This window comes from Gordonia sp. DT30, assembly GCF_049844915.1.
Taxonomy (GTDB): Bacteria; Actinomycetota; Actinomycetes; order Mycobacteriales; family Mycobacteriaceae; genus Gordonia.
This window is the reverse complement of record NZ_JBNCLY010000008.1, coordinates 138019-159883: the sequence shown is the minus strand read 5'-3', so window position 1 is coordinate 159883 and position 21865 is coordinate 138019. Positions and strand designations below refer to the sequence as shown.

7 protein-coding genes are annotated in these 21865 nt (G+C 68.7%); 6 read left to right on the top strand and 1 reads right to left on the bottom strand.

Annotated elements, in window-relative coordinates; all coding sequences use genetic code 11:
* Positions 1 to 101: 101 nt before the first annotated feature.
* From ACLQ3C_RS10420 to ACLQ3C_RS10405, 4 genes are read left to right on the top strand one after another with little or no spacing between them, the layout of a single operon-like run.
* Positions 102 to 1625: an ABC transporter permease gene (locus tag ACLQ3C_RS10420; protein WP_425704980.1), complete on the top strand. Its 1524-nt coding sequence runs from the start codon at positions 102 to 104 to the stop codon at positions 1623 to 1625.
* Entirely contained in the window at positions 1625 to 2398 is a 774-nt protein-coding gene (locus tag ACLQ3C_RS10415; protein ID WP_425704979.1) for an ABC transporter ATP-binding protein, read from the top strand. Before ACLQ3C_RS10420 ends, ACLQ3C_RS10415 begins: the two co-directional genes overlap by 1 nt.
* A gap of 42 nt (positions 2399 to 2440) precedes the next feature.
* Entirely contained in the window at positions 2441 to 3523 is a 1083-nt protein-coding gene (locus ACLQ3C_RS10410) for an aldo/keto reductase (RefSeq protein WP_425704978.1), read from the top strand.
* On the top strand, positions 3523 to 4182 hold the full coding sequence (locus ACLQ3C_RS10405) for a hypothetical protein (protein WP_425704977.1): 660 nt from the start codon (positions 3523 to 3525) through the stop codon (positions 4180 to 4182). Before ACLQ3C_RS10410 ends, ACLQ3C_RS10405 begins: the two co-directional genes overlap by 1 nt.
* Before the next feature lie 258 nt (positions 4183 to 4440).
* Here the strand turns inward: ACLQ3C_RS10405 and ACLQ3C_RS10400 are convergent, their stop codons facing one another.
* A complete protein-coding gene (locus tag ACLQ3C_RS10400) occupies positions 4441 to 5082 on the bottom strand; it encodes an aldo/keto reductase (protein WP_425704976.1) in 642 nt (213 codons plus the stop codon).
* Here ACLQ3C_RS10400 and ACLQ3C_RS10395 point away from each other — a divergent pair.
* Together ACLQ3C_RS10395 and ACLQ3C_RS10390 are read left to right on the top strand one after the other, a co-directional pair.
* Positions 5047 to 5661, top strand: a complete 615-nt coding sequence (locus tag ACLQ3C_RS10395; protein WP_425704975.1) for a hypothetical protein — start codon at positions 5047 to 5049, stop codon at positions 5659 to 5661. The genes ACLQ3C_RS10400 and ACLQ3C_RS10395 overlap by 36 nt on opposite strands.
* A gap of 2 nt (positions 5662 to 5663) precedes the next feature.
* Entirely contained in the window at positions 5664 to 21749 is a 16086-nt protein-coding gene (locus tag ACLQ3C_RS10390) for an amino acid adenylation domain-containing protein (protein ID WP_425704974.1), read from the top strand.
* Positions 21750 to 21865: the final 116 nt, after the last annotated feature.

The following is a 21865-nucleotide window of genomic DNA, read 5'->3' as shown; positions in this document are numbered from 1 at the left end:
TAGGCCTTCCGACGATTAGCCCTACGAGAAGCGGTTTGCGGGCGAAAGCTGCATCGACCGTGGTGATCAGCAGACGAACTTCACTCGGTGCACTAGGCCTCGTGATTCTCGTTGTGGGATGGCAGGCAGTGGGCACGGCCACTAACAACCGCACCATCTCCACGCCGTGGGCGATCGCGCAGAAGATGCTGAAGGATGGGTGGCAGTTCTACGCGCCGAACCTTGCGCAGACGGCATACGAGGCAACTGTTGGGTTGGCCATCGGTGTGGCAATTGCGGTCGGACTAGCGGTGCTGATCTTGGTCGTTCCTTTGGTCGAAGGGCCGGTTCTGCAACTCGCACTCACGTTCAGCTCACTTCCGCTCGTCGCGCTGGGGCCCATCCTCGCGATAATGTTTGACTGGCCCACACCTCAGATCATTCTGGCTGCGCTGGGTGTCTTCTTCACGACGTTGGTTGGCGCGCTAGCCGGGTTGAGGGCAGCGGACCCGATCTCGCTGGACTTAGTCGACGCGGCGGGGGGATCGCGCCTTCAGTCCCTTAGAAAGGTGCGGCTCCCGGCAGCTTTGCCGGCGCTGTTCACCGCATTGCGCATCGCTCCGTCAGGTGCCGTGCTCGGTGCGATCATCGGGGAGTACCTCGGCGGAAAGAAGGGGGTCGGGGTGGCGTTCATCACCGCTGGGCAGGCTTTGGAGATCGAGCGAACCTGGGGCCTGGCACTCGCCGCAAGCGCGATAGCGGGCGTCGGGTTTCTTGGTGTCGTGGCGCTTGAGAAACTCATTCTCACCTGGGAGCCGGACAAGCCAGTTGATCTCAATTCGGTCAGCCGGCCGAGACGGGAAGGCCCGTGGCCGCTTCGCTTGCTGTCCGCGCTCGGGCAGGGTGTAATCACGCTCGCAATTGTACTAATGGTGTGGGATGGAATGCTACGTATATTTCACGTCAATTCGTTTTTTGGAAAAACTCCTACGGACGTCGCTCAATACCTGTTCGGTACGGATTCGTCTGCACACCTTGCGGAGATTGGTGGCGAAGCCGCTCGGACATTCACTGACGCGGGAATTGGGGTACTTGCAGGCTTGGTATTCGGTTTGGTTGGAGCAGCGGCATTCCAGCGGTCGGCCTTGGTGCAAGTCGTGTTCACGCCGTTTGCGCTGGTTATGCGTAGTGTCCCATTGGTTGCGCTTACCCCCCTCATCGTCGCAATTATGGGACGCGGGATGGTTGCGGTTGCCGTGATCGGAGCAGTCGTCACATTCTTTCCGACCCTGGTGATAATGAGCCAGGCACTGGCGTCCACTCCGCAGACCAGTCTGGATCTGGTGGTTGCGTTCGGTGGGTCGCCGGCAGCAGCCTTCTGGAAGGTCCGCGTTCCGAACGGATTGCCTGCGCTTTTCACGTCGCTGAGAGTGTCCGCGCCGCTCGCGATTATCGGTGCTCTGGTTGCGGAGTGGTTGGCTACGGGTAAGGGTCTTGGATACACGATTCTCACGTCAACGTCGGTCGCCGACTTCACCGGATTGTGGAGCCGGGTCGTCGTCATAACTTTGGGTGCGGTTGTGATCTACAAGATCGCGGACTTAGCCGAGCACTTCACGCGGACGAGGTTTTCAGGAGGGTATTGATGACACCAGGAATCGAGGCAATCAGTGTGCGTAAGGAGTTTCGTAACAGGCGGACCGCGGTTGTCGCTTTGGACGACGTGACGATCACTTCTGCTGAAGGCGAGTTCGTAACGATTCTCGGACCATCCGGATGTGGAAAGTCTACTCTTCTGCGTATGCTCGCGGATCTGGAGGAACCGACGTCGGGAACCGTGCGGCTTCACGGCGGCCCGCCGAAGAAGGAGAGGGTCGGACATGCCACCGGTGTCGCTTTTCAGGACTCCGCACTTTTGCCGTGGCGCACCGTAGCGGCGAATGTACGACTTCCTTTGGAGTTGTCTGGAAAGAGAGAATCGAAAGCAGCGATCAACGATTTACTGCATTTGGTGGGTTTGTCGGACTTTGCCAATGCTCGTCCGAACCAACTTTCGGGCGGGATGCGACAGCGTGTCGCGATCGCGAGAGCCCTCGTTATGGAACCGCGCGCACTGCTGCTGGACGAGCCATTCGGTGCTTTGGACGAGTTAACGCGCCAGCAGATGAATCTGGAATTGCAGCGTGTGTGGTCGGAGCGCAGCATCACCAGCCTGTTGGTGACCCATTCGATCGCCGAGGCCGTATTTTTGTCAGACACGATATTCGTGATGTCAGCGCGCCCTGGACGAATTGTTGAACGTGTCGTGGTACCCATAGCCCGTCCCCGCGGTCCGCAGACCCTCCATCAGCAGGAATTTCATGAATTAGTCGATCATCTGTCGAGCCGTCTTTTCGCTGGCGCTGTCGCTGATGGCTAAGTCCGGATTAGTTGTACTATCCTCGGGAAAGGAAGTGTTTCTATGCATTACAATGTCCTCGGCACTACAGGACTGAAGGTAAGCCCAATCTGTCTGGGAACGTTGAATTTTGGTTCCTTTGGAAATGTCGATCCTGATGCGGCTGTCCGCGTCATCCAGTCTGCGATCGATTCCGGCATCAACATCATTGATACGGCCGACGAATACTCGCTTGGCGAATCCGAAGAAATCGTTGGCAAGGCGTTGAAGCAGGTTGACCGTTCTAGCGTCGTTGTTGCTACGAAGGTCTACTCGCGAATGTCGACAGTTGATCCGAATATGCGTGGCGGATCTCGGCGCTGGATCATGGCCGAGGTGGAGAACAGTTTGAGGCGGCTCGGGACCGACTACATTGATGTCTACCAGTTTCACCGGCCGGACGAATGGGTCGATATTGACGATGCCCTTGGCGCCATGAGCGACCTTGTTCGCGCAGGGAAAGTGCGCTACGTCGGCAGTTCGACGTTTCAAGCACACGAGATCGTGGAAGCGCAGTGGACGGCAGAGCGTCGTGGTCGCGAAAAGTTGCGGTCTGAACAGCCTCCCTATTCCCTTCTTGCGAGGGAAGCCGAGTACAGCGTGCTTCCCGTCGCCGAAAAGTATGGTATGGGTGTTTTAACCTGGAGTCCGCTCGCCGGCGGTTGGCTCTCGGGCAGGGTCGGAGATGGAAAGGTCCCGGCACCGGTGAGTTCCCGAGCCGCGAAGCTGTTCGATCTGGGAGTCGTGGCGAATAGAGCCAAGTACGAAGCGGTTGTCGAACTGCAGAATCTCGCCGACGAGACGGGGCTGACTCTCATTCAGTTGGCTCTGGCGTTCATCTTGGCGCATCCTGCTGTGACCGCACCGGTGATCGGTCCGCGCACGCAAGAGCAGCTTGATTCGGCTCTTGCTGCGCTGGATATCCGGTTAGGAGCCGATGTGCTCGATCGAATCGACGAGATCGTGCCGCCCGGAATCACACTCAACTCGGACGATCGAGGCTGGCTGCCACGCCAGATCGCGGATCCATTGCTTCGGAGGCGACGACCGGATGAGCCAGGTCCGGAGCACGTTCACCGGCACGCTGTTGCGGCAGTGGGTGCATGATGCCTGAACAGCACGAGGATGTGTGGTCACGGCTGGTCACAGTGAATGGGTACCGAGCAGACGAGTTGCTTTCCGTCTTGCAAAAGTCGATTCGGAGAGGGTTGGTCGAAGAGGCGTCACTGGCGGCATACGAACTCTATCTGACAGGGATCGAGGTGGAGGCCAAGGTATGGCAGCGGTTGGCAGTGATTGCTGTGGAAGACGTCGGGTTGGGGCTGCCGAATGCCCCGATGCTTCTGGCTGCACTGAATACACAACGTGAAGCGTTTGCCCGCGGTGTCGATCGGTTCATGTTTACCGCGCACGCCATCAGGCTCCTCGCGGGAGCTCCGAAGGATCGTGCGTCGATGGAACTTGCTGTCTGGACCAAGGAAACAGTCGCGCGCGGCGACCGGTGTACTGAGGTTCTTGACTTCCATGTTGACCAACACACCCGCCGCGGTGTGGCTATGGGAAGGGGAACTGAATTCTGGTGGGGTGCAGGAGGGTATGGGCTCGACAATGAGTTGAACCCGGAGGGATCGCCGTGGACCGACTATGTGCGTGAAGTTCTTGGTGCGCATCCCGGTGCTGATGTTCCGAAGCCGGACTTCTCCCGCCCAGCACCTCCTGAATCTGGAGTCGATGGAATCCTTGAGTCGATCATCGACCGGCACTAGCGGTCGCGGGCGTCGATCTGATCGCTAGCTTGGTTGCGGTACTCCAGATGGGCAAGCGCCCCGTGGATGCCGGTGCTGTTTGGCGTTCACGGGGCTAGCCTCGAGACTCACTGGTGGGGCCTGGCCCCGTTGGTGTACATAGTTTGTGGTAGGTAGTGATCATTTCGTCCGCGAACTTGACGATCGCACAGCCCATCGGCTTTGGCGAGGGTGTTGAAATCGCGCACCGCCGGTATGCGCGATGCATCCTGATACAAGCTATCCCTTGTCCACGACTCCGGGGCCGCCGGATAGCTTCCCGTCGAACAGCGCCCGGAGTTCGCGCTCTTCGTCGGCATTGGGTACCCATCGTGCTGCGGCAAGGTTGCTGTCGACTTGTTCGGGGACGGTCACCCCGGCGATCACACTGGTCACTGTCGGTTGCGCAAGAAGCCACCCGAGTGCGAGGGCGGTGGGTGTGATCCCTCGCTCGGCGGCGAATGCCTCGAACTTCTCCAGGGCATCCCATGGAGCCGTCTTCAACAGGTAGCGTTTGAGGTTGGTGATCTTGGCTCCCTCGGGGAACTGATCCCTACGGTACTTACCTGTGAGCAGACCGTTCTGTAAGGGAAAATACGGGATGAACCCGAGTCCGTAGTGGCGTAGGGCTGGGATCAGTTCGGTCTCGGGTTGTCGCCATGTGAGATTGTATTCGTCGGTCGTCGAAACGAATCGGGTGAGTCCCGCTCGGCGCGCGATGTGTTCGGCGTCGGCGAGCTGCCAGGCGCTGAAGTTGGAGGCGCCGATGTATCGAACTTTGCCGGAGCGCACGAGACCGTCCAGGGCAGAGAGTGTTTCCTCGATAGGGGTGAACGAATCGGGGAAGTGGATTTGGTCGAGGCGCTCGGCCGCGGCGTCCACGAACGCCGCATCATGGTCTACAGCACCGATCCCGACGATCAGCGCATCCTCGACACCACCAATCTCGGCCACCAGCTACCGGATTCGTCGGCCCCGTACATGGACGTCACCGTCGGCAACGTCGCCGGCAACAAGATCGACTACTACCTGCGCCGCGAGCTCCGCTACACCTCCGGGCCGTGCACCGGAAAGACCCGGCAGTCCACGGGTTCGATCACCCTCACCAACACCCTCGACGACATGTCGTTGCCCGACTACGTGATCGGCTCCATGGGCGCCACCCGCGCCAACCTGCCCCGCGGCACCAACTTCGCCAACGTCCAATTCACCCTCACCCGCGGCGCCACCATCGACAAGATCAGCGTCAACGGCGCACCGACCCTCTACTCCACCGGAGAACTCGACGGCCACACCGTCGTCTACACCCAGGTACGCATCCCGGCCGGTGAGTCCGTCAACGTCGACGTCACCTTCACCGAACCGAAGTCGGCGCACGGGCGCGCGCAGGTGCCGGTGCAACCCCTCGTCGACAACCCCACCCCCACCATCGACGTCCCCGTCTGCGGCCCCGAAGGCTGACCATGGCCGACGACGCGATCACCGGGCACACGCCCACCGGCACACGACGATTCCGCCTCGACGCGGCCCAACGAGCGCTGTGGACGACCGCCGAGACGCTGCCACAACTGCCGCTCAACATCGCCCAGTACGTCGAACTCCGCGGCCCCATCGACATCGAGGCCTTCCTGCGTCACACCACAGAAGCCGTCCGCCGCGGACAGTTCATGCAGGTCCGCTACGAGCAGACCCCCGACGGCCCCGTCGGCGTCTACGACCCGAGCCTGCACGCCAACCCCGAATACCTCGATCTCCGTGGCGAATCCGACCCGCGCGCCGCCGCCGACGCCTTCATGCGCGCCGACCACAGCCGCCCCGTCGACCCGGCCACCGACCGCGTCATGTTCGGATGGCTGCTACACCTCGGCGACGACCACTACTACTTCTACAACCGCGCCCACCACCTGGTGGTCGACGGCATCTCCGGCAAAGACGCCATCCGCGCACTGCTCGACGCCTACACCGCAGGCATCGCCGGCGAGCCGATCCCACACCCCGGACCCGTCGACTTCGACGCACCCGCCCGCGCCGACGCCGACTACCGCGCCTCGACGCGCTACGCCACCGACCGCGCCTATTGGCGAGAGACGCTCGCGGACATGCCAAGTCCGGCGTCACTTTCACACCGCACCGGGCCACCCGCACCGCTGAGTCGCGTGGTCTCCGCCGACATCCCGTCCGCCACGATGGCCGCCCTCGAGCGCGCCGCCACCGCCCACCACAGCACCGTGCCCGCCGTCATCGCCACCGCGCTTGCCGCCTACCTGTGCCGGGCCACCGGCCGCGACGACCCGATCCTCAACCTGCCCGTCGCCGCGCGCACCACCGCGGCCCTCCGGCGCACCCCGCTGCCGGTATCCAACGTGGTGCCGCTGCGCACCGGGGTCCGGGCCGCGGCCAGCGTCGCCGACGCGCTACGCGACACCGGTGCGGCGCTGATGGGCGCGCTGCGTCATCAGCGGTACCGCTACGAGGACATTCGCGCCGATCTCAGTGACGATCTCGGCAACGACGCCGCCGGGTCGCGCAATCCGCTCGGCCACCGTGGCCTGCCCGGACCGATGCTCAACCTGATGCTCTTCGACCGCGAATTCCGTTGCGGCGACGCCACCGCCACCTTCCACGTGCTGTCCACCTCACCCGTCGACGACCTCGCGGTGAACGTGTATCCCGCGGCCGGCGCCTCGGGTCTGGTCGTCGACATCGAGGCCAACCCGAACCGCTACGACGCCGCCGAGGTGGCGCAACATCATCGGCAGCTCCTGGCGATGCTCGCGGTCGTGGCACTCGCCGTCGACGTGCCGGGGGTGCTCATCGACGATCTGCCGTTGTACAACGACGATCCGGTGCCGCGTGGCGGGCCCGGGGTGCCGGCGCGCACGCTGCCGGAGATCCTCGCGTCCGCCGTCGTCGGACATCCCGAGGCGGTGGCGCTCGACGTTCCCGGCACCGGGGAGACGCTGACGTATCGGCAGCTCGATGCGCATGCGGTCGCCCTCGCCGGGCGGCTGTTCGCGGCCGGCGCCCGGACCGGGCGGACCGTCGCCATCGAGATACCCCGTGGCCGTGACCAACTCGTCGCCTGGTGGGCCGTGGCCTATACCGGCGCCACCATCCTGCTGCTCGACCCCGCGCAGCCACCCGCCCGCCGTGCTCGCATCCTCGAGACCGCCGCACCCATCATGGTGCTCACCGCGCTCGACGACCTCCCCGCCGTCCGCGCCCCGCGCCCGCACCCGGCCACCCGCCTCGACGACGCCGCCTACCTGGTCTTCACCTCCGGCACCACCGGCGACCCCAAACCCATCACGGTCGGCCACCGCGGCCTCGCGACGGTGATCGCCGCGCAACGCCCACTGTTCGGCGACGACGCGACGGCGCCGCCGCGCATCGCGGCCCTCGCGTCCGCCACGTTCGACGCCGCACACTTCGAAATCCTCGCCGCCGCGGCCACCGGCGCAACGCTCGTGCCGTGCCGCTCCGACACCCCGCTCGGCCCGCAGCTCACCGCGGGCGGCGTCACCCACGTCGTCGCCACCCCGTCGGTGCTCGCGACCATCCCCGATGCAAGCCTGCCGCGCGTCGTCGTCTCGGTCGGCGAGGCGTTGCCGACCGCCCTGGCGGTGGCGCTCTCGGCCGACCACCGCGTCGTAAACCTCTATGGCCCTGCCGAATTCACCATCTGGTCCACCGAGTTCGGCGTCGACGGCGAGCCCGGCGCCGACGCGAGCGTGCCCATCGGTACACCGATCGCCGGCGCGGAGGCGTGCGTGCTCGATCACCGGCTGCGACCGGTACCGCCCGGCGTGATCGGTGAGCTCTACCTCGCCGGACCGCAGGTCGCGCTCGGCTACCCGGGGCGCACCGCGCTGACCGCCGAACGCTTTGTCGCGTGCCCGTGGCAGCCCGGGCAGCGCATGTACCGCACCGGCGACCTCGTCCGCATCCACCCCGGGACCGGGGCACTGCACTTTCACGGCCGCGCCGACGATCAGCTCTCCGTGCATGGTGTGCGTATCGAACCGGGCGAGATCGAGCATGCCGCTGCGGGATTCGACGGCGTCACCGCTGCCGCCGTGGTGCCAGGTGAGCACTGGCTCGACCTCGCCGTGGTGGTGGCCGCCGACGCCGACCGGGCAAGCCTCCCCGGCGACCTGCGCCGTCATTTCGCCGCCGCACTGCCGCCGGTCATGTGGCCGCGGCACATCGCCGTCGTCGCTGGGCTGCCGGTGTCGGCGGGCGGAAAACTCGATCGAGCCGCTGTTGCCGCGCTGATCGAGGGGGCGGCACCTGACGTGGCGGCTGACGTCGCCCCGCAGGGCGCGGGGGAGCAGGCGGTGGCCGACGCGGTGGCCGAGGTCCTCGGCATCGAGCGGCCGTCGATGGCTGCCGATCTCATCTCGCTCGGCGGGTCGTCGCTGCAGGCCGTGGCGGTGCGCGATCGGCTCGGGGCTGCCGGGGTCGGGGTGGGGGAGATCCTCGGCGCCCGCGATCTGCGGGCGGTGGCGCGGTTGGTCGCCGACGCTTCTTCCGTTCCGGATGTTGTTGGTGCCGAGCCATTGCGTGGGCGGGCGCCGGCCGGTGCGGCGCAGCGGGCGATGGTGCTGGCGCAGAAGTTGATGCCGCACAGCACCGTCGACGCGGTCCGGTTCACCGTCCGGCTGCCCGGCGTCGGGAAGCCGTTGGCGCGCACCGTGATCGGTGACCTGATCGCCCGGCACGAGATCCTGCGGACCGTGCTCTTTGAGGAGCGCGGGGAGGTGTGGGCGGAGATCCTTGCGGTGGGCGACGCCCTGGACGAGGTTCTCGTCGACGGGGCTGTTGAGGTGCCTTCGCTGATCGGGTCGATTCCGTTGCGGGTCGCGATCACCGAGGACGACGGGGCGAGCGTGGTCACAGTGGCCGCCCACCACGTCCTCGTCGACGACCGCTCCCTGGAGATCCTGGGTACCGACGCACTTTTCGCGGTGGCGGCGCGCGCGTCCGGTCGGGCACCGGACTGGGATTCAGTGCCGACGGGCTATCTTGTGGCCGCGCGTGCGGAGGCCGCGCGGGTTGGGGACCCCGGCGATCCCGACTCGCCGGCTGCCGCACATCTGCGGTTCTGGACGGCGACGCTCGCCGACCTGCCCGCTCGCGACCGCCTCCCAGTCGATCGGCCGCGCCGCGATCGCGTGGTCGGGCCGGCCGCGGCAGTGGTGTCCGAGACCGAGATCCCCGATGCCGAACCGCTGCTGCGCCGGGCCGCTGCCGCGCGGGTGACCACCGTCGAATGGCTGCACGCCGCGGTCGTGCTGACCCTGCGCGCGTTGACCGACGCCGACGACACCGTCGTCGTGATCCCCGCGCTGGGCCGCAGCGCCGAATCCGCCGATGTGGTCGGCATGTTCGTCAACCCGATCGCGGTGCGGGTGCGCGTCCCCGCCGACGCGACCATCGGGGCGGTGGTCGAGGCGTCGGCCACGGCGATCCGCCGCGGAGCCGACCACGCCGCACTGCCGTTCGGTGAGGTGGTGCGTGTTGCCGATACGTCCCGCGACCTGTTCGGCTGGCCGCTCTCCGATGTGGTGTTCACGCACCGGGATTCGTTCGATGCGGGCGGCCTTGCGATCGAGGTGGCGCCGCCGGAGCAGGCGCTGGTGCCGGTGAAGCTCGACACCGAACTCACCGGGGGCTCGTTGCGGGTGCGACTCACCTACCGGACCGACTGGTTCAGCCACGAACGCGCCCGCGAACTGCTCGACGTGCTCACCTCGGTGCTGCGCGCGATGACAGCGTCTGACGGTCTCGATGTAGAACCGCCTGTGCTGGGGAGGCTTTCGTCGGTGCGCGACTCGTCGCCTGCAGCGTCGCCTGTGCCTCTGCCCGCGGCGGATGCGTCGTCGACCCAGGTTGTGCTCGACGTGGTCGGCGGTGTGCTGGGAACCGCGGTGGCCGTGGACGATCGGCTGCTCGACCGTGGCGTGACGTCGCTGTCGGTGATGCAGATCGCGGCGGAACTGGGGGAGCGGACCGGCGCCGCCCTTGAGGTGCGTGACGTCGCCGCCGCCGAGACCGTCGGCGATCTGTGCGCGCTCGTCGACCGCGCGGTACCCGTCGAGCCGGCACCCGACGACGCGCCGGCACTCACCCCGCAGCAAGCAGAGATCTGGGTCCTGCAGCGCATGCAGCCCGACGCCACCGTCTACCACCTGCCGGTGCAGCTGACCCTGGCCGAAGGAATCGGCGCCGCCGTGGTGCGCGCCGCCCTCGTCGACGTCGCCCTGCGCCACCCCGCGCTGCGCACCCTCATCGACCCCGGCGACGGCCGGCCCATCCCGCGCGTCCTCGGCGTAAACGAAGCCGCTGGGCTGCTACGCATCTCGGTCGGGCCATTCGACGACTCCGCCGCCTCGGAACCCTTCGACCTCGCCCACGAACTGCCGTGGCGCGCAATCATCGACGACGCCTCGCCCGTCGAGCTGCTCATCACCGCACACCACGTCCTCGTCGATGCGTGGTCGATGCGCATCCTCGTCGACGAGTTCGCGGCCGCCCTCGAAGCGCGGGCGACCGGCGCCGCTCGGGCTTTCGCGTCGGCGGAACCGCCGCGACCCCGCCCGCCTGCCGGGGACGACGTGACGCGGGCCGAACGCTACTGGGCGCAGCGTCTCGGCGGTGCGGCCGAACATCTGGCCCTGCCCGAACCGGCACACCCCGCCTCGGGCGCCACCGCCGGTGATGCGCGGTACGTCGAACGGGCCATCCCCGCAGACGTTCTCGCTGCCGCGTCCCGGCTCGCCGCCGACGCGGGTACCACCGTGCACAGCGTGCTGCGCGTGGCCCTCGACGCCACCCTGGCCGCCTACCCAGGGAGCGACGATATCGTGACGGCGGCGCCGATCGCCGGCCGCGACACCACCACCGACCTGCGCGCGGTCGGCATGCTGGTGCAGACGGTGCTGCTGCGCTCGACAGGTGTACGCGATCAGCAGGTCGGCGCCGCGCTGGTCGCGGCCGCCACCGAACTCGCCGACGCCCGCACCCACGCCCACCTCGGCTACCGCGGTATCGCCGACGCCGCCGGCGCGCACACCACGTCCGGCGTACCGGCCTTCCTCGACGTCATCCTCGCCTACGGCGCCGACGCCCCCGACTTCCGTGACACCGGCCTGGTGACGGCCGCGCGCCCGATCCGCGTCGGAACCGCCCGGACCGCACTCGAATTCACCGTCGACACCGTCGACGCGGACGGCGCACCTGCGCTGCGCGTGACGGCCACCATTGCGCCCCGGCGGGTGGATGCCGAGTCCGCCGAACGCCTCCTCGACACCTTTGTCGCCACCGTCACCAACCTCGCCTCGGCCACCCCCGACTGCGTGGTCGGCGAGTGCCTGCCCGGCGTCGACGCGCCGGCTTCGCTCGCCCGGCGTACCAGCCCTCGCGATCCGATCGCCGCGCTCGCTCGCCACTGCGTCGAGCGACCCACCGCGGTTGCCGTCGTCGACTCCGACGGTGAGATCACCTATCAGGCGCTCGCGCAACAGGTTCGGGAACTCGCCAACCGGCTCGCGGAAGCGGGCGTCCGGCCGGGCGACCGGGTGGCCCTGCGAATGGGGCGCAGCAGCGGCACAGTGGTCGCGATGCTGGCCGTCCTGCACCTCGACGCCGCATACGTCCCCATCGACCCGGCATACCCGGCCGCCCGGATCGAGACGATCCTCGCCGACACCGGACCGGTCGCCGTCATCGACGGGGACATAGACGACGGGGACATCACGGTGCGTGAGCGCGGCGAGGGCGTGCCGTGGCCGGGGGCGGCGTACGTCATCCACACCTCCGGCACCACCGGGAAACCCAAAGGGGTACAGGTCACCCGGCAGAATCTGGCGGCCATGCTCGGCGCCGCCCTCGACGCCGTCGACGCGCGGCCGGGCGCGGTGTGGAGCTGGACGCATTCCTACGCCTTCGACTTCTCGGTGTGGGAGATCTTCGGCGCCCTCGCCTCCGGTGGGACCGTGGTCGTCGTCGACCGCGCCACCGTGCTCGACCCGCAGGCACTGGTCGCCACCCTCTCCGCGCACCGCGTCGAGATCCTCAGCCAGACACCGACATCGTTCGCCCGCATCGTCGATCCGGCGCTCGTCGGCGAGTCCGGCGAGCTGTCGTCGTTGCGGTGCGTGGTGTTCGGCGGGGAGGCCCTCGATGCGCCGTCGCTGGCTGGTTGGGCTGCCGCGCATCCCGGTGTCGACCTCGTCAACATGTACGGCATCACCGAGACCACCGTGCACCTCACGCACACCCGCGTCGACGTCGACGACGGGCGCAGCCTCATCGGAGCGCCGCTCGACGGGGTGACGCTACGCGTGCTCGACGACCGGCTGCGCCCGGTGCCCGTCGGCGGACGCGGCGAACTCTATGTGGCCGGTGCCCAGGTCAGTGACGGCTACCTCGGCGAATCCGCGCTCACCGCAAACCGATTCGTCGCCGATCCGGCCGGCACCGGCGTCCGCCTCTACCGCACCGGCGACCTGGTCCGCGTGCTGGCGGAGAGCGCCGACACGTCCGGGGTGCGGCTGGCATATCTGGGACGCCGCGACGATCAGGTCCAGATCCGCGGTCACCGCATCGATCTCGGTGAGATCGCCGCCGTGCTGCGCACCCAGCCCGGCGTCACCGATGCGCGGGTGGTCGTCGACGCCGGGGCGTTGCGCGGCGACGAGCGGATCGTCGGATTCGTGCTCGCCGACAGTTCGGTCGCCGAGACGGACCTGCTCTCCGGGTGCGCGGCGGTGCTGCCGGGGTATGCGGTTCCGGCGCGGATCGGGGTGGTGGCTCAGTGGCCGATGATCGACACCGGCAAACTCGACCACACCGCGCTACTGGCCTTGCTGACCGCCGCGCCCGAGGCGGAACGTCCGCTGACCGCGGCGGAGACCCCGATCGCCGAGGCCGTCGCCGACGTGGTGGGTGCGGCTCTTTCCGCGCTGCGGCCGTCGTCCAATTTCTTCATGGTGGGCGGCAATTCGCTGTCGGCGGCGCGGCTGGCCGCCCGGCTGACGGCCGACGGACGGCCGGTCGGGGTGGCCGACGTGTTCGCGCACCCCACCATCGATGCGCTGGCCCGGTTCGCCGGCTCCGCGAGCACACAGCCGCGCCTGCCGGACCTTCCGGCGGCCCCGCTCTCGGCGCCGCTGCCGCCGACCCCGGAGCAGGAAGAACTCTGGTTGCGCTGGCGGGCCGCACCGGAGTTCACCGGACACCTCCTGCCGTTCGCGCTGCCCGTCGACGCGTCACGTCCTCGCCTCGTCACCGCCCTGGCGGCACTGCTCGACCGGCACGACGCACTGCGCACCAGCTTCCCGGCCGATGCGAACGGGCCGATCCGGCAACAACTCTGGACCGCTTCTGACGCGCGGGCGCGCCTGCAGAAGATGCTCGACGGCCCGCCCGTCGCCGAGTCCGTCGACGCCGCGCTCGCCGCGCTGAGGACGCCGCTCGATCTCACCGTCGAACTACCCTGGCGCCTGGCGGTTCTCGACGATCCCGACGACGACGGCCGCGTGCGGCTGGTGGGGGTCATCCACCACATCGCCGTCGACGGTGAAAGTCTCGACGTACTCGCCGCGGACCTCCACGCCCTGCTGGCCGGTGCCGACCTCGATCCGGTGCCCGTCGGGTACCGCGACTACACCGTGTGGCGGGCGGAAACCCTCGAGGCACGCCGTGACGAGCTGCGCGCCTATTGGCGGTCGGTGTTCACCGAACCCGTTGAACCGCTGTTCGTTCCGGGGATGGATCTGACCGCACACGCCGACGTCGCGGCCCCGGCCGTGCGGGTCGTCCACCGATTCGATCCGCCGGTCACGCGCACCCTGCAGAGCCTGGCCGTCGAGCATCACAGCACGCTCTACGCGGCAGTACACACCGCGGTGGCCGCCGTGCTCGCCCGCGCGTCGCGGTCCCGGACGATCACGATCGGTGCGGCAACCTCGGGCCGCATCGACGGCCGATGGGCTCCGGTGGTGGGTCCATTTGCCCGCACGGTACCGATGCACGTCGACGTCGACACCGAATTGCCGTTCCCCGCACTGCTTTCGCGCATCACGGCCGCGGACCTCGGCGCCTTCGCGCACGCCGACCTGCCGCTCGCCGAGATCACCGAGATCGCCGACCCCGGCCGCATCAGCGCCGGCCGCCCCCTCGTCGACGTCGCGCTCGGTGCCCTCGACGGCCCGGTCGGGCCGGGATATCTGAACTCTGCGAACCCGGTTGCGCTGCACGGACTCGACGTCGTCATGGTGAACGCCGACGACAGTCTGCACCTCGCGATGACCTGCACCGCTGCCGTCGCCGAGGAGAAGCGGCTCGCGACGCTGCTGGCGAGCGTCGTCGGGGTGCTGGAGAGCGCTGTCGGTGGTGAGGAGGGTGCTGTCGCGGTCCAGGCGGGCCCCGTCGGTGGTGTGGAGAGCGCTGCCCGGACGGGCGCAGTCGCCGGGCTGGCGGAGCTCCTCGGTGCGGGGGTACGGCTCGCACCGGATGCGATCGCCGTACACGACCTTGCCAATGTCGTTTCCGGCCTGGGTCACTCGCTGACGTTCGCCGAACTGGACCGCGTCAGCACGCGGCTGGCGCGCCGCCTGATCGGTGAGGGAATCGGGCCGGGAGACGTGGTGGCGCTGGAGCTCCCACGGTCGGCGTGGTCGGTGATCGCACTGCATGCGATCGCCAAGACGGGGGCGGCGTTCGTCAACGTCGACCCGGCCGATCCACCACACCGCCGAGACGAACGCATCGCCGAGGCCGACGCGCGGACCGTCCTCGAGATCGACGACGTGGCCGCGGCCGTCGCGGTCGCCGGCGACCCAGCACCCTTCGACGCCGCTCCCTTCGACCCGGCATCCTTCGACCCAGCCGAACGCATCCGCCCGCTGCACGCCGACGACGTGGCGTATCTGACCTTCACCTCCGGCACCACCGGGACACCCAAGGGCGTGGCCGTCACGCACCGCGGGCTCGGCGGCCTCGCGCGCGACGCGGCCGGCCGAATGGCATTGCGGCCCGGCGACATCACGCTGCACACCTACGACCTGGGCTTCGACGCCCACCTCATGGGGCTGCTGCCGGTGCACCACTCAGGCGCCACCCTCACGGTGTGCCCGCCGACCATAGTGGGTGGCGACGACCTCGCCCGCCTGCTCACCGAGCATCGCGTCGAGGTGCTGCTGACCACGCCGTCGGTGCTCTCGACGCTGCCGGCCGGCGACCATCCCGATCTGCGGCACGTCGTGGTGGGCGGTGAGGCCCTCACGCCGGCGCTGGTGCGGCGCTGGGCACCGCACGTCACCCTCACCAACGAGTACGGGCCCACCGAGGCGACGGTCGCCGCGTCGGCCGTCGAGGTCACCGCCGACGCGCCGGTCGGTATCGGAACTGGGATCGCCGACACCCGCCTCCACATCCTCGACGACCGGCTGCGCCCGGTACCGGACTGGACCCTCGGCGAGTTGTATCTGACCGGGCCGGCGCTCGCGCGCGGCTATCACCGCGAGTCCGCGCTCACCGCAGCCGCTTTCGTCGCTGCGCCTTCAAGCGACGGTGGCCGCATGTACCGCACCGGCGACCTCGTGTACCGCACCGCCGACGGCGCCGTCATCTTTGTCGGTCGGGGCGACGACCAGCTCAAGGTCCGCGGAATCCGGGTGGAACCCGGGGAGATCGACGCCGCGCTGGAGACCTTCGACGAGGTGCGCACCGCCGTCAGCGATGTCCGGATGTCGGCGGTGGGGGAGAAGATCCTCGTCGCCTGGGTGGTGCTCACCCCCGGCGCTGAGCTCGACGTGCCACGGCTGCGCGCGGGAATCGGGGACATCCTGCCGCGCAGCATCATTCCCGCCGCCATCGGCCGGATCGACGCACTGCCGTTCTCCCGCAACGGAAAACTCGACCTGTCCCGCCTGCCGACACCACTGCCCGGAGCGCACGCCGGACAGACGCCGTCCACTCCGACGGAGCGGGTGGTGGCCGCGGTGTTCTCGGAGCTCCTCGGACTCCCCGTCGACCACATCACCACCGGCTCGGACTTCTTCGCCCTCGGCGGCACCTCGCTGTCGGCGACCCGCGCGCAGAGCCGGCTCTCCGCCCAGGAGAACCGGGAAGTGCCACTGGCGCTGTTGTTCTCGGGGCGCACCGTCGGCGAGGTCGCGCGCGGCATCGACGCCCTGGATGCCGGGCGGTCGATTCCGGCGCCCCGGCGACGACCGCGCCCGGACCGACTGCCGCTGTCGTATGCGCAGCGCCGTCTGTGGATTCAGCATCGCCTCGACCCGGACTCCACCGCCTACCACGTCCCGCTCGTCTTGCGGCTCGATCCCGGCGTGGACGTCACTCGCCTGCGCGCGGCGGTGGACGCCGTCGTCGCCGCCCACGAGAGCCTGCGCACACTCTTCCCCGACACCGCCGACGGGCCCGAGCAATTCCTCGTCGCCGGGCCCGTCGTCGTCGAGCGGGTCGTTCCTGCCGGACGGCTGGGCGTCGTTGTGAGCGAATTGTTGTGCGCACCGTTCGATCTCACGCGCGAGGTGCCTCTACGCGTCGAGCTGCTCAGCGTGGCGGGCGGCCCCATCCGGTACCTCGTGGCCACCATGCATCACGTCGCCGTCGACGGGTGGTCGATGCGCATCCTCGTCGACGACCTGCTGCGTGCCTATCACGGCGCCGCACTCCCGGCCGAGGGCCTCGATTACGGCGACTACACCCGCTGGCAGCACGAGCTGCTCGGCGATCCGGCCGACCCGGAGAGCCGATACACCCGCGACATCGAGTACTGGCGCGAGGTTCTCGCCGACGTCGGTGCGCCGATTCGGTTGCCCGGCAACGGGTCTGGTCCGGAAGGACAGGGCGGGCGAATCACTGCCCACGTCTCCGCCGCGGTAGCCGCCGACGTGGCGCGGGTGGCGTCGGAGTCGGCGGCGTCGGTGCTGCATGCCGCGCATCTCGCACTCGCGCTCGTCCTCGGCGGGTGGACCGGGCGCACCGACCTGGTGATCGGCACCCCCGTCCACGGACGCAGCGCGCCCGAATGGGAGTCGGTGGTCGGCATGTTCGTCAACACCCTCGCCCTGCGCACCCGCCTCGAGCCCACCGGCAGCATCGGTGCGGCACTCAAACACGTCCGCGACGTCGCGGTCACCGGCGCGGCACACGCCGAGGTGCCCTACGACGCGGTGGTGCGCGCGATCCGCCCCGACGCCCACGGCTTCGGCGACCCGCTGATCTCGGTGCTGCTGGTCAACCAGGATGTGCTGCCCGATATTCGAGGAGACGGGGCTCGAGGCGACGGGGTTCGTGGCGGTGAAAATGTCGATGGCGCGGGCATAACAGTCGACACCGAGCTGATGGATGCCACCGGGAGTGCAGCGATCGACGCGAAATTCGACATCGAGGTCGTCCTCGCCGGCACCGGACCGCACGGCAGCCTCGACGGCGGCTTCGACCTCACCGTCGTCCACTCCGTGCGGGTCGATTCGGCCAGCGCGGCGGCCATGCTCGACGACCTGCTGGTCACCTTTGCCGGGCTGGCCGCACCCGGCTCGTCGCCGCTGCCCAAGCCGCCGGCCCGTGAGTTGGCCGTGGATCAATCGTCGGGGATCGTCACGCCGCCCGTGGTGGTGGCGCCACCCGGCTGGGCGGGGCAGGCCCTGACCCCGGTGGTGGGCGAGGTGATGGCGCGGGTCCTCGGCATCGACGCATCGGCGATCAGCACCGACGACGAGTTCTTCGCCCTCGGCGGCACATCGCTGTCGGCGACCCAGGTGACCGCGCTGCTGGCCGAACGGATCGGACGGCCCGTCGAAACCCGGTTGCTCTTCGACCATCCCACCCCGGCCGCACTCGCCGCCGTCCTCGCGGCCGGTGAGTGGGCCGGCGTCGACGAGTGGGTCAACGAGAGTGCCGTCCCCGCAGGTGAATTCGAACTCGCGCCGACGCAGCGCCGGATGTGGGTGAATCACCAGCTGTCCGACGCCGCGGGCGCCGGGATGTACACGGTCCCGGTGGGCGTGCCCGTGCCGGCGGGGACGAGCCGGGCGCGGGTGATCGGGGCTGTCGCACAGCTCGTCGAGCGCCATCCCGCGCTGCGCACCGGCTACCGCGACGGCGCCGACGGCCCGCGCCAGACGGTGCTGCCGCACTGGTTGCCGCCGGTCACCGAGGTGGCCGCGACCGACCTCACCGCCGAGGTGATGCGCGAGATCGTCGGCGCACCCTTCGATCTCGCCGCCGACGAGCCGCCCGTGCGCGTCACCCTGATCCTCGGGGATGCCGATCCGGTGGGCCTGACGCTGGTGGCCCACCACATCAGCCTCGACGGTGAGTCGGCCGGTATCCTGCACCGCGAACTGACCACTCTGCTCGATGGCGGCGACCTCGGCCCGCCACCGGCCCCGTATGCGGCGGTCGCCCGATGGCTCACGAACGTCGAAGGTGCACAACGGCAACGGCAACTGGACTTCTGGTCGGCCGAACTCGACGGGTATTCGGGGCGCCTGGATCTGGCTGCCCAACGGCCCGTCGTCCGTGACCTGAGCACGTACACGTTGATGCGTCCGCTGGGCGACGAGGCGTCTGTTCGGGTGCGGGAAGTGGCTGCGGCGCACCGGTGCTCGGCGTTCCATGTGCTGCACACAGCGTTGGTGCTGGCGTTGGGTGTGCAGGCCGGCGCCGACGACGTCGCCGTGGCCACCCCGGCGTCGCTGCGCTGGCATCCGGGGATGCGTGGCACCGTCGGCATGCTGGTGTCCACCGTCGTGCTGCGGGTGCGGCTCGGTCCGGGCGAGACCGTCTCCGCGCTGATCCGCCGGGTCCGCGACGCCGACCTCGCCGCCCTCGACAATGCGATCGTGGGCTTCGATGACCTCGTCGCACTCACCGACGTGCCACGCGAGGCCGGACGGCACCCGCTGGTGCAGGTGTCGTTCTCGATGATCGACGCCGCGCTGGCCGCGGTGACGAGTGGCATCGTCGGTCCGGAGCAGACGCCGAGCCCGCACAGCGAATTCGACCTGCAGGTGCTCGCCGTCGACGACGGCGGCCGGTACCGGCTGGGCTTCGTCTACGCACGAGACCTGTTCGCCGAGCACGAAATCGAGGCGATCGCCGACCGCGTCGAGGAGGCGGTGCATGCCGTCGTCGACGGTCCGCAGCGGCGGGTGTCGACGGTGCCGCTGCTGCTGTCGGGTGAACGCGCCTACCTCGATGATGCGGCGACGTTCTCGTCGCCGGAACAGCCGCCGCTGCTCGCGGACTTCTGGACGCGGACCGTGCAGCGGTACCCCGAGCTACTCGCCGTCGACGACGGTGCGCGGGCGCTGACCTACCGTGCCGCCGATGACTGGATCTCGGTGACGGCGCGGGCTTTACGGGCCCGCGGGCTCGGTGCGGGTGACGCGGTGGCGGTGGCGATCCCGCGGTCCGTCGAATCGATGATCGCGTTCTGGGCGGTCACGCGCATCGGCGCGACGTGCGTGCCGATCGACGTCGGGTATCCGGAAGGCCGTATCAAGCGGGTGATCGCCGCGGCCGGCGCGACTCGCATCGGCCTCGCCGACATACCAGCTCGACCCGACGCTGCGGTGGAACCGGAAGCGGTGACCCGTGTTTCGGCCGACGCGCTGGCGTATGTGATCACCACGTCGGGGACCACCGGGGTTCCCAACGCGGTCGGGGTGAGCCATCGCGGGCTGTGGCGGCTGGCGCACAGTGCGGACACGCCGGGTACGGTCCTCGACCGCGTCGCCGGGCTCAGCAGTCCCGGATTCGATGCGACGATCTTCGACCTGCTCGCGCCCGTCCTGACCGGCGGCACGCACGTCGTGGTGCCGGCGGAGCTGACCGGTGGCAGCGACCTGACGGCGTGGCTGGCCAGGCTGGCGACGACCACCTTCTTCGCGACTCCGGCGGTGCTGGCCACCCTCGACCCGCGGGCACTGACGTCGCTGCGCGCGGTGTTCGTCGGCGGTGAGGCGGTACCGCGTGACCTCCTCGACCAGTGGACCGGCGCGGCCACGGTGACCTCGGTGTACGGACCGACCGAGACCACCGTCTTCGCCACCGGGGGCCCGCACCGCCGCGGCGATCAGGTGGGAATCGGGCATCCGCTGCCGGGAACCGGTGCGCTGGTGTTGGATTCGATGCTGCGGCCGTGCCCGCCGGGAATGCCCGGGGAGTTGTACCTGGCCGGCGACGGGCTGGCGCGGGGCTATCTCGGCAATGCGGGCCTCACCGCATCGCGCTTCGTCGCCGGGCCCGACGGACGGCGGCTGTACCGCACCGGCGACCTCGTGCGCTGGGACCCGCGCGGCACCGGGCTGCACTACCTTTCGCGCATCGACCGGCAGGTGAAGATCCGCGGACAGCGGGTGGAGCCGGCCGAGGTAGACGCGGTGCTGCGGTCGGCGGGCGCCGGGCAGGCCGCGACGCTGTTGGTGTCGGGGCCCGCGGGCGACGTACTCGTCTCCTATGTGGTCGGCGACGTCGACGTTGCTCGGCTACGGGCGGCGTGCGCGACGATGCTGCCGCGACACGCGGTGCCGAGCCAGATCGTCGTCGTCGACGAGCTACCACTGACGGGCGCAGGTAAACTCGACGCCGCCAGGCTACCGGAGCCGACGTGGACGCAGTCACGCCGGGCACCCGTGACACCGACGGAAACCGCTGTGGTCGAGGCATTCTCGTCGGTGCTCGGCGAGGCCGTCGGCATGGACGACGACTTCTTCGCCGCCGGCGGCACCTCACTGGCGTTGCTGCGGCTGCGCGACGAGATCGTCGACCGCACTGGGCTGGGGGTGTCGGCGGCCGGGCTCTTCGCCGCCTCGACACCCGCCGGCGTCGTCGACCTCCTCACCCGTCCGACCGACGACGCCGTGCTTGAGTTATCAGACGCTGCCGAGGGGCCGATCGTGTGGTGCGTGCACCCGGCGAGCGGCCTGGCCGCCGACTACCGGCCCCTCGCCGAGGTGTGGCCGGGTCATCGGGTGCTCGGTCTACAATTGCCCGGCCTCGAAGATGCTGCAGCACAGGATATGTCGTTCGAGAGACTTGTCGACGCCCACGTGGCAACGATTCGACGCCGCCAACCCGTCGGGCCGTATCGGCTGGTCGGCTGGTCGCTCGGCGGGGTGCTCGCGCAGGAGATCGCCCGACGCCTCGGCGGTGATGGTGGTGTTGATGACGTCGAGCTACTGGCGTTGCTCGACAGCTACGTTCCGGCGCACATGCCCGCCGATGCCGGGGAACTCGACGCGAGCGTCGTCGGACACGTCGACCCGGAACTGCTCGCCGCCTACGAGCAACGCGTCGAGGCACTTGTCGCGTCGGTCCGTGCGCATCGGCCCGCGCCGGTGCGAGTGGGTAAGGCTGTGTATGTGGCCGCCGCGGGTAGCGACGGCTACCGCGCGTGGGAGCCACTTCTCGGTGAAATCCGCGTCGTGACGGTGCCTGCGGCGCACCACGAATTCGGAAAACCCGAGGTCATGGAAGCAATCGGGGAGCTGTTGACGCCCGAGTTGTGACCCTCCCTCACCTTTGTTGACGGCATCAGACATATTGGTAAACCAAAGTCGACGGTTCTTCCACGAAAGTCGGCGCGGTATCCGTACTCTGCAGGGCAATCCATGTCCGGGTTGGG

What these genes read in the sequence shown, in the direction of transcription:
- ACLQ3C_RS10415 (WP_425704979.1), top strand. Translation starts at nt 1,625, where the DNA reads ATGACACCAGGAATCGAGGCAATCAGTGTGCGTAAGGAGTTTCGTAAC.
- ACLQ3C_RS10390 (WP_425704974.1), top strand. Translation starts at nt 5,664, where the DNA reads ATGGCCGACGACGCGATCACCGGGCACACGCCCACCGGCACACGACGA.
- ACLQ3C_RS10405 (WP_425704977.1), top strand. Translation starts at nt 3,523, where the DNA reads ATGCCTGAACAGCACGAGGATGTGTGGTCACGGCTGGTCACAGTGAAT.
- ACLQ3C_RS10410 (WP_425704978.1), top strand. Translation starts at nt 2,441, where the DNA reads ATGCATTACAATGTCCTCGGCACTACAGGACTGAAGGTAAGCCCAATC.